Source organism: Burkholderia sp. (assembly GCF_018375725.1).
GTDB lineage: Bacteria > Pseudomonadota > Gammaproteobacteria > Burkholderiales > Burkholderiaceae > Burkholderia.
In genome coordinates, this window is record NZ_JAHACR010000100.1 from 1 (window position 1) to 12,927 (window position 12,927).

Here is a 12,927-nt window from a genome sequence, read left to right on the forward strand (position 1 = left end):
CGCGTCAGCCATGCGGCTTGGTCGGGCGCGCTATCGCGGCATCGCAGCAGCCTTACTTCTTCTTGGCGTCGACGTGCTTCGGCTTCGGCGGCGTCTGGACCTTCGCGTACTCGAATGAAATAGGCACTTCTCCATCCGTGGCCAACGTAAAATCTTCGAGTCCGACCAATTATCTGCGTATACAACAATGGCCACCCCCACTCAGATAGCTCGAGCCGTATGCCCGCATGATTGTCCCGATACGTGCGCCATGCGCGTAACGGTCGAAAACGGCAGGGCGATCAAGGTCACCGGAGATCCGGATCATGCGCCGACGCAGGGCGTGTTGTGCACCAAAGTCAGCCGGTATGCCGATCGCGTTCATCATGCCGAGCGCCTGACCGTACCCCTCAAGCGCGTCGGACCGAAAGGCGAGGGGAAATTCGTGCCGATCAGTTGGGACGAGGCGCTCGGCGAAATCGGCAAGCGGCTTGGCGCAATCGCCAAACGCGCCCCGGAAGCGATCGTGCCCTACAGCTATGCAGGCACGATGGGACTCGTGCAGGGGGAAGGTATCGCGCAACGCTTTTTCCACGCATTGGGCGCGTCGAGGCTCGAGCGGGCGATCTGCGCGGCCGCCGGCGCGGCGGGCTTGCGCTACACATATGGCGGCAGCCTTGGCATGCATCTCGAGCACTTCGAGGAGAGCGAACTGATCCTGATCTGGGGCGCGAACCCGATCGCGTCGAGCCTGCATTTCTGGACGCGCGCTCAGGAGGCGAAGCGGCGGGGCGCTCATTTGGTCGCAATCGATCCCTATCGATCGTTGACCGCCGAAAAATGTCATCAGCACATTGCGTTGCGGCCGGGTACCGACGGTGCATTTGCGCTTGGCATGATGCATGTCCTGATCACTGAAAACCTGCTCGATCATGACTACATCGACCAGCATACGCTCGGCTTCGAGGCGCTCAGTGCGCGCGCGATGTCTTATCCGCCGCAGCGGGTCGCGGAAATTTGCGGTATCGATGCGTCCGTGTTGATCGATCTCGCGCGTCGCTACGGTTCGACGCGAAAGGCCGCGATTCGGCTCAATTACGGCATGCAGCGCGTGCGGGGCGGTGGGAACGCCGTGCGGGCGATCGCCAGCTTGCCTGCGCTGACCGGCGCATGGCGTGAGCGATCCGGCGGATTGCTGCTATCGTCGTCGGAGTGGACGCCGGTCAATCAGCCAGCATTGCTGCGCCCGGATCTGATGCCGGGCTGGCCGCACAAGCTTCCGCGAATCATCAACATGAACGCCATCGGCGACGCGTTGCTGCATCCGGGCGATGCCGACTTCGGGCCAAAGGTCGAGGCGGTCATTGTCTATAACTCGAACCCCGTTTCCGTCGCGCCGGATTCGCGGAAGGTCGCGGCCGGGTTCGGGCGAGAAGACCTTTTCACAGTCGTCTTGGAGCATTTCAAGACAGATACCGTCGATTTCGCCGACATTGTGCTGCCGGCAACCACGCAACTCGAACATCTCGACATCCACAAATCGTATGGTCATACCTATGTGATGGCGAACCTGCCGTCGATCCCGCCGGTCGGTGATGCACGTCCGAACACGGAGATCTTCCGGGGAATTGCGCGCAGCATGGGACTCACCGAGCCCGCCCTCTATCACAGCGACGAAGAGGTCGCGCGTGCAGCGCTCAAATGGGACGACCCCGCGGTCGCGAGCGACTGGGATGAACTGAAACAGGCGGGATGGCTGAAGCTCAGGCTGCCCGACGCGCCGTTCGCGAATGGCGGCTTCCGCACGCCGTCCGGCAAGTGCGAGTTCTATAGCGCGCGGCTCGTCGATGCGGGAATGGATCCGGTGCCCGACTATCTTCCGCCATACGAATCGGCCGAAGCCGCGCCCGAGCTTGCGGCGCGTTATCCGCTCGCGATGATTTCGCCGCCTGCCCGAAATTTCCTGAACAGCACGTTCGTCAACGTCGACAGCCTGCGGAACACCGAAGGCGAGCCGCACCTGGATATACATCCCGACGACGCCGGCGCGCGGGGGATCGCGGACGGCGACACCGTGCGCATCTTCAACGACCGCGGATCGATGCAGGCGCGTGCGCGGGTCACCGATCGAGCACGGGTCGGGCTCGTGGTCGGATTGTCGATCTGGTGGAAGAAGTTGGCGCCGGATGGGCGAAACGCGAATGAGGTCACGAGCCAGGCGCTGACCGATCTCGGGAATTCGGCGACGTTTTACGACTGTCTGGTCGAAGTCGCGCGAGCCTAAAGAGAAAGTGCGCGGCGGATGTCCGCGCGTTGCCATGCGGAGTTCGAAGGGGGCGTCTAACCCTGTTGTCTCAGTGCGAGCGACCGGCTAGGATGCGTTTTAGCACGACCATTCGAAAATCTGTGAGGAGACGCGTTGCATGGACAAGATTTGGCTGAAATCGTACCCGCCCGGCGTTCCAGCCGAAATCGACGCGTCTCAGTATGCTTCCGTGCCTGAACTGCTTGAAGAAAGCTTCAGCAAGTACCGCGACCGGAAAGCGTTTGTCTGCATGGGCAAGGCGATCACGTACGGCGAACTGGACAAGCTTTCGCGCCAGTTCGGCGCGTGGCTGCAATCGCGCGGCCTGGCGCGGGGGGCGCGTGTCGCGATCATGATGCCGAACGTGTTGCAGTATCCGGTGGCGATCGTCGCGGTGCTGCGCGCGGGTTATACGGTCGTCAACGTCAACCCGCTCTACACGCCGCGCGAGCTCGAGCATCAGCTCAAGGACAGCGGCGCCGAAGCGATTGTCATCCTCGAGAATTTCGCGACCACGCTTGAAGCGGTCGTTGCCAATACGGCGATCAAGCATATCGTGGTCGCCTCGATGGGCGACATGCTGGGCCTGAAGGGGTTGCTCGTCAATTACGTCGTGCGCAACGTCAAGAAGATGGTGCCGGCGTGGCAGTTGCCGTCCTTTACGCGTTTCAATGCGGCCCTTGCGGAAGGCGCGCGGCAAACGCTCAGACCGGTGAAGCTCGGTCCGGGCGACGTCGCGTTTCTGCAATACACGGGCGGGACGACCGGCGTTGCGAAGGGCGCGACGCTGCTGCACCGTAATATCGTGGCGAACGTCCTGCAGGCCGGCGCGTGGCACGAGCCGGCCCATGCACGGCATCCGGAAGTGACGCAGTTCGTCGGCGTGGTCGCATTGCCGCTCTACCATGTGTTCGCGCTGACCGTATGCGGTTTCCTGACGCTGCGCACGGGCGGAATGGGCATCATGATTCCGAACCCGCGCGACATCGGCGGCATGATCAAGGAGCTGAAGGGCTACCCGATCTCGACGATTCCCGCCGTCAACACGCTCTATAACGCGCTGTTGAATCATCCGGATTTCGGTCAGCTCGATTTCTCGAAGCTCGTGATCGCCAACGGCGGCGGCATGGCGATCCAGGAAAGCGTCGCAACGCGCTGGTACGAAAAGACGCGTACGGCAATCGTCGAAGGCTACGGCCTGTCGGAGACGTCGCCTGTCGCGACCTGCAATCCGGTGACGGCGACCGCGTACAGCGGAACGATCGGTTTGCCGCTGCCGTCGACCGAGGTGTCGATCCGCGACGAAGAGGGCAATCAGGTCGCGCTTGGCGAACCCGGGGAGATCTGCATCCGCGGGCCGCAAGTAATGGCCGGCTACTGGAATCGTCCGGACGAGACTGCCAAGGTCATGTGTCCGGACGGTTTCTTCAAGACGGGCGACATCGGCGTGATGGACGCGCGCGGCTACGTAAAGATCGTCGACCGGAAAAAGGACATGATCCTGGTGTCCGGCTTCAATGTGTATCCGAACGAGGTCGAGGATGTGGTTGCATCGCATCCGGGCGTCTTCGAAGTGGCCGCCGTCGGCGTGCCGGACGAGCATTCCGGCGAAGCGGTGAAACTGTTCGTCGTGAAAAAGGATCCCGCACTGACCGACAAGGATATTCTGGCCTACTGCAAGGAGCGGCTCACCGGTTACAAGCGTCCGAAACTCGTCGAATTCCGGACTGAGTTGCCGAAAACGAATGTCGGCAAGATCCTGCGGCGCGAACTGCGTGATGGACGCGCGTGACGCTGTATCGAGCAGGCGAAGTGAAATGAACGAAACCCGGCTCTGCCGGGTTTTTTCTGGCCGTTTCGGCGTGCGCGGTTCGGCAGCGCGGATGCGCACCGGCATGGTATTGGGGAGATGGATGCCTCCGCTGCGCAACGGTGAGCCGGGAAACTATTGCGATGTCACCATTCGCTTCGCGTCCGACGCGGGTTTCGATGTATGCGCAACGAATGCGCCAATACGTTCACGGTCGATCTGACGTGCGTCACATCGTCGTTATCGCACTGTGGTTCTGCCGCGATCCATGATCGGTGCAAGGCGTTCGGTGGACTGCAATCGGCCACGCGTCATCGGAGACCTAAACCCGACGCGATCCGAGGCTCACCCGCCTACCGAACCCGATGCCGGACGTCGCGCCGTTTTCGCTCATCATTCCCGGCGCATCAAAAGAAAAAGGCGCCCGAAGGCGCCTTCAATGCACTGCGGCTTGTCAGGCAAGCTGATTAGAACTTGTGACGGATACCAACGCGAGCAGCGATCTGGTTGGTGGTCTTCGACGCATCGAGACCGTTGATCGCAGCCGTCGCGTTGACGACGTGGCCGGCCGAATCCAGCGTGTTGCCCGAAGCATGCTGGTACACGCCGATCACGTAGACGTCGGTGCGCTTCGACAGGAAGTAGTCGACGCCCAGCGAGCCCTGGTGGTACTGGGCTGCCGAAGCACCTTCGATCGAGCTGCCGCGCGTATAGTCGTACGCAGCGCCGAGCACCAGGGCCGGGGTCAGCTGATACTTGAAGTTGACTTCGCCGTTGTTGAAGTGTGCGGTCTGGTTGACGAACTGGCCGGCGGTGAAACCCTTGAACTGCGTGTTCGAGTACGTGGCGCCGATCGTTGCCGCGCCGAACGTGTATGCGCCGGCTGCGCCGATCACTTGGTACGTGTTCGCGCTGTTCGCGTATGCGCCGAAGATCGGCAGCGATGCGATGGTCGACGACGACGACGAGCCGTTGTTGAACATGCCGCCGAAGTTTGCCGGCGTACGCGCGTTCAAGTAACCGACGCCGAGAACCAGCGGGCCGTTGTTGTAGCCAGCGCCGAGCGACCAGACCTGGTTCTTCGCGAACTGGCCTGCGATGCCGCCGAAGCTGTACACACCGCCGAACGTGAAGCCGTTGTAGGTCGGGCTCGTGTACTTGACCGCATTGTTCACGCGGTTCGCGTTGTTGAAGTTGTCGAGGTCGCCCGGGTGTGCGGCGAGATAGCCGCCCCACTGGTCGCCTGCCTCGAGCGGGCCGACGAAGTCGACGACGGAGTCGTACTGACGACCCATCGTGAGCGTGCCGAAGCCGCTCGACAGGCCGACATATGCCTGACGGCCGAACTCGAGACCGCCCTGGCCGAGGCCGCCGGTGTTCACGTTGAAGCCGTTTTCGAGCACGAACAGTGCCTTCAGGCCGCCGCCCAGGTCTTCCGTGCCGCGCATGCCCCAGCGGCTGCCCTGCATCACGCCGCTCGACAGGCCGTACAGGTGGCCACCTTTGGCATTGTTGTTGAAGATGAAGCCTTCATCGATGATGCCGTACAGCGTCACGCTGCTTTGCGCGTGCGCTGCGCCAGCAAACGCACCCAGCGCGACCAGCGCGAGAAGCGACTTTTTCATTAACGGATCTCCAAGAATCACAAAGTTTATTGTTGCGGGCCAAATAGTTATGTTCTGTTGACGTTCCCCGCTTCAACTTCGCAAGAAGTCCGACGTAATGTAGCAAAAGGACTTTTTGCTACAAAGCGAAACGCCGGGGCCCGCGAGCCGCATGTTTCCTTTATGCAACAACGGTTACAATCACGGGTTAACCTCAATTTCCGCTGACGAATCAAGTCGGTTACGCAGCGGATACATACTTTTCCGCGCGTGCGGACGCACAAGCCAGGAGAACAGGATGATGTTGGATGAACTGATCAGCGAGTTCGATCGCGGCCTGCGGTCACTGACGGGCGTGACCCGGATGAGCCGTCCGGTGCCGGTGCCGGACGCGCCGCCCGCGGCCGAGCTGACGCCTGCAGAAAGCACTCACGCGGCCGGGCTGATGCGGGTGAACCACGTCGGCGAGGTCTGCGCGCAGGCGCTTTACCAGGCGCAGAAGCTGACTGCGCGTTCTCCGGGAATCAAGGCGATGTTCGAGGAAGCGGCGCGCGAGGAGGAGGATCATCTCGCGTGGACCGCGCATCGGCTGAAGGAGCTCGATTCGCGTCCGAGCTTGCTCAACCCGCTGTGGTATGCCGGCTCGCTCGCGATCGGCGTTGCCGCCGGCGCACTCGGCGACAAGGTGAGCCTCGGCTTCATGGCCGAAACGGAGCGCCAGGTCGAAAGCCATCTCGAGGGGCATATGTCCGACCTGCCGGCGGCCGACACGGCGTCGCGCGCGATCGTCGAGCAGATGCGCGCCGACGAGGTCAAGCACGGCAAGGCGGCGGCGGAGGCGGGTGGCATCGAGTTGCCGTTGCCCGCCCGCATGCTGATGCGCGCCGCGTCGAAAGTCATGACGAGCACTGCGTACTATCTCTGACGAAATACCGTGGGCGGCCGGCTGCGCCGCCCCGATCGAGCCGTCCGATGCCGCCCGCTTTTTCAGCGTTTTCCCGCACCCGAAAGCCCCGCCCGCACACCCATCTGGCCCGTCTTGTTCACGTATCACCTTCACTAGTTGCACTAGCCCTTTAATTCTTAACGGTTTTTGGAATAATGGGGTACATGAGGGTGTGCGCGTAAGTCCTTGTTCTAACTAACAAAATTCGTCAAAAAACGGGGCGGCTCCCTTGACCGTGCCAAACCCTTCCTCTAAAGTGGGAGACAGTGTGAGAAAGTGTATTTTTGTGTGATTTAGCCGGCTATTCCGGCTAAATTCTCAGCGTGGAGCGGGTGCTTCGGTACCCCGAACGGGAGAGCGGACAGTGTTCCAAGGGGCGTCGGCGCTGACGCTCGATGCGAAAGGGCGGATGTCGGTGCCGGCTCGCTATCGCGAAGCGCTGCAAGAACAGGCAGAGGGACGGGTGACTGTGACCAAGCACCCGGACGGCTGCCTGTTGCTGTTTCCGCGCCCGGAATGGGAAGTGTTTCGCGCAAAGATTGCCGCGCTGCCGATGGATGCCCATTGGTGGCGGCGGATTTTTCTCGGCAATGCGATGGATGTCGATCTCGACAGCGCAGGCCGGATTCTCGTATCGCCCGAGCTGCGCATGGCGGCCGGTCTGGAAAAGGAAGTCATGTTGTTGGGAATGGGTAGTCACTTCGAGTTGTGGGATTCGCAGACCTACATCGCGAAGGAGCAGGCAGCGATGGCGCAGGGCATGCCCGATGCGCTGAAGAATTTCACGTTTTGATTGCGGTGACGGAGACGCCCGCGATGGGAAACGAATTGCAGCATCGGACAGTGTTGTTGGACGAGGCGGTCGATGCGCTCGTGACGCGGCCGGACGGCATTTATGTCGACGGAACGTTCGGGCGCGGCGGTCACAGCCGCGCGGTGCTCGCGCGGCTGGCGCCGGCCGGCCGGCTGATCGCGTTCGACAAGGATCCGCGTGCGATCGAGACGGCGCAGCGCATCGAGGACGCGCGCTTTTCGATCGTGCATGACAGCTTTGCGTCGATGCAGGGCGCGCTTGCGGCGCGTGGCATCGAGAAGGTGTCGGGTGTGTTGCTGGATCTGGGTGTGTCGTCGCCGCAGGTGGACGATCCGGAGCGGGGCTTCAGCTTCCGCGCGGATGGCCCGCTTGACATGCGGATGGACCCGACGCGCGGCGAATCGGCGGCCGAATGGCTCGCGCGAGCCTCGCTGCAGGAACTGACGGAGGTGATACGAGATTATGGGGAAGAACGGTTTGCTTTTCAGATTGCAAAGGCGCTTGTTGCTCGCCGGGCAGAGTCCGACCGTCTTGGGCCTCTCGACACCACGGGCGAGCTTGCCCAAATCGTGGGTCACGTCGTCAAGACCCGTGAGAAGGGCAAGGATCCGGCAACCCGCACCTTTCAGGCTATACGGATTCACGTCAATCAAGAGCTTGCGGACCTGCAAGTCGTACTAGACGCGGCATTGTCGTTGTTGGAGCAAGGGGGGCGGCTGGTGGTGATCAGCTTTCATTCACTCGAGGACCGGATCGTCAAGCGATTCATGCAGGCGCACGCGAGTGCGCCTGCAGTCGATCGCCGCCTGCCGATTCGTGCCGTCGACCTCCCGAGCCCCCCGCTCAAGGTGATCGGCCGCAAATTCCCGAGCGACGCGGAAGTGGTGGCGAATCCGCGTGCCCGGTCGGCGGTGATGCGCATCGCGGAGCGCATCTCGCCATGAGTCGATTCAATATCTTTCTGCTGATCATCGTGATGGGGTGCGCACTGTCGGTCGTCAAGTCGACGAACCAGCAGCGCCAGATCTTCATCCAGCTGCAGCGCGCGCAGTCGCAGGAGCATCAGCTCCAGCAGGACTACGCGCAGCTGCAGTATCAGCAGAGCGCACTCTCGAAGACCTCGCGCATCGAGCAGCTCGCAAACGATTCCCTGAAGATGCAGGCGATCACCACCGGCCGCACGCAATACCTGACGCAGCAGCCGGGCGCCGCGAAGGCGATCGATGCGCCGATTCCCGCATCCGGGGATGTGGTGGGCAAGTCCAAGGGGAACGTGCGATGAAACCGCCGTCGAAGCGCCAGAACGTGAAGTTCACGTCGAGCCCCGTGCTGTCGGTGCATCTGCCGATGTGGCGCTCGAAGCTGGTCGTGTTCCTCCTGTTCATGGCGTTCGCCGCACTGGCGGCGCGCGCGTTCTGGATCCAGGGGCCGGGCAACGCGTTCTATCAGAAGCAGGGCGAAAGCCGCTACCAGCGCACGATCGAATTGCCGGCGACGCGCGGCAAGATCCTCGACCGTAACGGGCTCGTGCTCGCGACGAGTCTGCCCGTGCGCGCGATCTGGGCGATCCCCGAAGCGGTGCCGGACGATCTCGGCGCGGACAAGGTCGATCAGCTCGGCAAATTGCTCGGGATGACGTCGAAGGAATTGCGCGTGAAGCTGTCGGAAGACAAGAGCTTCGTCTACGTGAAGCGCCAGGTGCCGATCGACATCGCCGACAAGGTTGCGGCGCTCGGCATTCCCGGTGTCTATCAGCGCAACGAATACAAGCGTTTCTATCCGGAAGGCGAGATCACCGCGCACCTGATCGGCTTCACGAACGTCGAGGACGAAGGCCAGGAAGGCGTCGAGCTCGGCGATCAGAAACTGCTGTCCGGTACGCCGGGCATGCGCCGCGTGATCAAGGATCGGGTCGGCCATATCATCGAGGATGTCGCCGAGCAGCTGCCGCCGCACAACGGCACGGACGTCGACCTGTCGATCGACAGCAAGATCCAGTACATCGCGTACGCGAACCTGAAAGCCGCCGTCGAGAAGTTCAAGGCGAAGGCCGGCGCGGCGATGGTGATCGACGTGCGCACGGGCGAAGTGCTCGCGCTCGTCAATTATCCGACGTACAACCCGAACGATCGCTCGCACCTGACGGGCGAACAGCTGCGCAACCGCATCCTGACCGACGTGTTCGAGCCGGGTTCGATCATGAAGCCGTTTACGGTATCGCTCGCGCTCGACCTGCATCGCGTGACGCCGAACACGCTCGTCGAGACGGGCAACGGCCACTATGTGCTCGACGGCGCGCCGATCACCGACGACGCAGGCTTCGGCACGCTGACGGTGGGCGGCGTGATCCAGAAGTCGAGCAACATCGGCGCGACCAAGATCGCGATGACGATGCGGCCCGAAGAGATGTGGAATATGTATACGAGCATCGGCCTCGGGCAGGCGCCGAAGGTTGGCTTCCCCGGCGCCGCGGCTGGCCGCCTGCGGCAGTGGAAAAACTGGCGACGGATCGAGCAGGCGACGATGTCGTACGGCTACGGCCTGTCGGCGTCGCTGTTCCAGCTCGGGCGCGCCTATACCGCGATCGCGCACGACGGCGAACTGATGCCGGTCACGATTTTCCGGACCGACGCGACGCAGCCGGTCTCGGGCCCGCAGATCTTCTCGCCGACCACGGCGCGTGAAGTGCGCGCGATGCTCGAAACGGTGGTGGCGCCGGGCGGTACGTCGCCGGACGCCGCCGTGCCCGGCTATCGCGTCGGCGGCAAGAGCGGCACCGCGTACAAGCACGAAGGCCACGGCTATACGCGCAAGTACCGCGCGTCGTTCGTCGGCATGGCGCCGATGCCGAATCCGCGTATCGTCGTCGCGGTATCGGTGGACGAGCCGACGGCGGGCAGCCACTTCGGCGGCCAGGTTTCCGGGCCGGTATTCTCGGCGATCGCGGGCGATGCGCTGCGTGCGCTGAATGTGCCGCCGAACATGCCGGTCAAGCAGCTCGTCGTGTCCGACGATACGACCCCTGCAACCGGCGCGCAAAAGTTGGCCGCGAACGCGGGTGCGAAGCATATGATCGTGTCCAGCACGACACGTAATTCTCCTGGAGTCATTCGATGAGCGCCGCTCGCAGTTCTCATCCGGCGCATCAGCAGATCGCGGCCGCGCTTGCGTGGCTGCGTCAGCATGTGGCCCCCACGGCGCAGCTGCATTCCGATACGCGCAGCCTCAACGCAGGCGACGTGTTTCTCGCGTATGCGGTCGACGGGGCCGACAATCGCGCCTACATTGCCGAAGCCGTCGCGCGCGGCGCTGCCGCCGTGCTGTATCAGCCGGAAGGTCTCGCCGACGCGCCTGCCGCACCGGCCGTGCTCGCCGTGCCGGCGCTGAACGAGCTGGCCGGCGATATCGCCAGCGGCTGGTATGGCGATCCGAGCGACGACATGCTCGCGATCGGCGTGACCGGCACGAACGGCAAGACCTCTTGCACGCAATGGATCGCCGCCGCGCTGACGGCGCTGCACAAGCCATGCGCGCTGATCGGCACGCTCGGCAGCGGCATGCCGGGCCAGCTGGTGCCGACCGGTTTCACGACGCCCGATGCGCCGCAGCTGCAGCGCAGCCTCGCGCAGCTTCGTGCAGCGGGTGCCGAGGCGGTGGCGATGGAGGTGTCGTCGCATGCGCTGCATCAAGGGCGCGCGAACGGCACGGCGTTCGATATCGCGGTATTCACGAATCTCACGCAGGATCACCTCGACTATCACCGCACGTTCGACGCGTACGAGACGGCGAAGGCCAAACTGTTCGCCTGGCGAGGCCTGCGCACCGCGGTCGTCAATCGTGACGATGCGGCGGGCCGGCGTCTGCTCGAGAAGCTGGCCGGGCGCGTGCGCACGATCGCCTATGGCATCGGCGAGGCGGTCGAAACGGGCGCGGATCGCGACCTGACGGCGCTCGACGTGCGTGCGACCGCGACGGGCACCGCGTTCCGCCTGCATTCGTCGTGGGGCGATGCCGACGTCGAGGTCGGCACGCTCGGCACATTCAACGTCAGCAACCTGCTTGCGGTTCTCGGCACGCTGCTCGCGGCCGACGTGCCGTTCGACGCGGCGCTCGCGGAGATTGCGCGGCTCGAACCGGTCAACGGCCGGATGCAGCGGCTGGGCGGCCGGTTGCAGAACGACGAGCCGCTCGTCGTCATCGATTACGCGCACACGCCCGACGCACTGGAGAAGACGCTCGACGCGCTGCGGCCGATCGCAACAGCGCGCGGCGGCAAGCTCGCCTGCATGTTCGGCTGCGGCGGCGACCGCGATGCGACCAAGCGTCCGCTGATGGGGGCGATCGCCGAGCGTCTCGCCGATGAAGTCGTCGTCACGAGCGACAACCCGCGCAGCGAGGATCCGCAGCACATCATCGACCAGATCGTCGCCGGCATGCAGGCGCCGGCGCAGGCGCGCCGCATCGAGGATCGCGCAAGCGCGATCCTGCAGGTCGTGCGCGGCGCGGCACGCGAGGATGTCGTCGTGCTGGCCGGCAAGGGACACGAAGCAACGCAGGAAATCATGGGCAAGAAGCGCACGTTCTCGGACCAGGATCACGCGCGGCTCGCGCTGGCGGCGCGCGCGACCCACGGCAAGGGAGGTGTCGAATGACGATGCTCAGCCTGGGCGAAGCCGCTCGCCTGATTCCCGGCGCGACCGTGCACGGCGACGCGAGCGTGACGTTCGACCGCGTGTCGACCGACAGCCGCACGGCCGGCCCGGGCGACCTGTTTGTCGCGCTGAAAGGGGAGCGCTTCGACGCGCACGATTTTCTCGGCGACGTGGCGGCGCGCGGCGTGGCCGCGGCGCTCGTGTCGCATCGCGCCGACGGCGTGCCGATGCCGGCGATCGAGGCGGCCGACACGCGCGCCGCGCTTGGCGCGCTCGCTCACGGCTGGCGCATGCGTTTCACGCTGCCGGTCGTCGCGGTGACGGGCAGCAATGGCAAGACGACCGTCAAGGAAATGATCGCGTCGATCTTCGCTGCGGCGGTCGGCGCGGATGCGCGGCTCGCGACCTCCGGCAACCTGAACAACGACGTCGGCCTGCCGTTAACGTTGCTGCGCCTGAACGCTACGCACCGGCTCGCCGTCATCGAGATCGGGATGAACCATTCGGGCGAGACGGAAAGCCTCGCGCGCTTCACCGCGCCGACGGTTGCGCTCGTCAACAACGCGCAGCGTGAGCATCAGGAGTTCATGGCGACGGTCGAAGCCGTCGCGCTCGAGCATGCGGCGGTGATCCACGCTCTGACGCCGGACGGCGTGGCCGTGTTTCCGGCCGACGACGCCTACGCGGGCATCTGGCGCGTTGCGGCGACCGGCAACCGGATCGTCGATTTCGCGCTGCACGACGCCGAGCGTCAAACGGAAGCGCAGGTGACGGGCCGCCTGAACGGCGGCGAACTCACGATCGACACGCCGTCCGG

At 63.9% G+C, this 12,927-nt stretch carries 11 protein-coding genes; 10 read left to right on the top strand and 1 reads right to left on the bottom strand.

Features of this window, described 5'->3' with window-relative positions:
* Positions 1-187 precede the first annotated feature (187 nt).
* The 3 genes from KH616_RS12990 (at position 188) to KH616_RS13000 (ending at position 4,317) form a co-directional block, all read left to right on the top strand.
* Entirely contained in the window at positions 188-2,263 is a 2,076-nt protein-coding gene (locus tag KH616_RS12990; RefSeq protein ID WP_292245033.1) for a molybdopterin oxidoreductase family protein, read from the top strand.
* Between the two features lie 139 nt (positions 2,264-2,402).
* Positions 2,403-4,076 carry a long-chain fatty acid--CoA ligase gene (locus KH616_RS12995; protein WP_292245035.1) on the top strand — a complete coding sequence of 558 codons (1,674 nt, stop codon included), beginning with the start codon at positions 2,403-2,405 and terminating at the stop codon, positions 4,074-4,076.
* A 25-nt stretch (positions 4,077-4,101) separates the two neighbouring features.
* Complete coding sequence (locus KH616_RS13000; RefSeq protein WP_292245037.1) at positions 4,102-4,317, top strand: hypothetical protein; 216 nt, start codon at positions 4,102-4,104, stop codon at positions 4,315-4,317.
* Between the two features lie 244 nt (positions 4,318-4,561).
* Here KH616_RS13000 and KH616_RS13005 read toward each other — a convergent pair whose 3' ends face one another.
* Positions 4,562-5,719: a porin gene (locus tag KH616_RS13005; protein ID WP_292245039.1), complete on the bottom strand. Its 1,158-nt coding sequence runs from the start codon at positions 5,717-5,719 to the stop codon at positions 4,562-4,564.
* Between the two features lie 277 nt (positions 5,720-5,996).
* On the opposite strand from KH616_RS13005, the gene coq7 reads away from it, so the two are divergent.
* The 7 genes from coq7 to KH616_RS13040 form a co-directional block, all read left to right on the top strand.
* Entirely contained in the window at positions 5,997-6,623 is a 627-nt protein-coding gene (coq7, locus tag KH616_RS13010) for a 2-polyprenyl-3-methyl-6-methoxy-1,4-benzoquinone monooxygenase (protein WP_292245040.1), read from the top strand.
* Positions 6,624-7,008: 385 nt separating this feature from the next.
* Positions 7,009-7,437 (top strand): division/cell wall cluster transcriptional repressor MraZ, encoded by a 429-nt coding sequence (gene mraZ / locus KH616_RS13015; protein ID WP_017333455.1) that lies wholly within the window; start codon positions 7,009-7,011, stop codon positions 7,435-7,437.
* A gap of 23 nt (positions 7,438-7,460) precedes the next feature.
* Positions 7,461-8,402 (top strand): 16S rRNA (cytosine(1402)-N(4))-methyltransferase RsmH, encoded by a 942-nt coding sequence (rsmH, locus tag KH616_RS13020; protein WP_292245044.1) that lies wholly within the window; start codon positions 7,461-7,463, stop codon positions 8,400-8,402.
* Positions 8,399-8,740 (top strand): cell division protein FtsL, encoded by a 342-nt coding sequence (ftsL, locus tag KH616_RS13025; protein ID WP_292245047.1) that lies wholly within the window; start codon positions 8,399-8,401, stop codon positions 8,738-8,740. The genes rsmH and ftsL overlap by 4 nt, the downstream gene beginning before the upstream one ends.
* Positions 8,737-10,575 carry a penicillin-binding protein 2 gene (locus tag KH616_RS13030; protein WP_292245048.1) on the top strand — a complete coding sequence of 613 codons (1,839 nt, stop codon included), beginning with the start codon at positions 8,737-8,739 and terminating at the stop codon, positions 10,573-10,575. Before ftsL ends, KH616_RS13030 begins: the two co-directional genes overlap by 4 nt.
* Positions 10,572-12,110, top strand: a complete 1,539-nt coding sequence (locus KH616_RS13035) for a UDP-N-acetylmuramoyl-L-alanyl-D-glutamate--2,6-diaminopimelate ligase (RefSeq protein WP_292245050.1) — start codon at positions 10,572-10,574, stop codon at positions 12,108-12,110. Before KH616_RS13030 ends, KH616_RS13035 begins: the two co-directional genes overlap by 4 nt.
* Positions 12,107-12,927 (top strand): Mur ligase family protein (locus KH616_RS13040; RefSeq protein WP_292245052.1); only part of this gene is annotated, 821 nt, incomplete at its 3' end. The genes KH616_RS13035 and KH616_RS13040, both read left to right, overlap by 4 nt.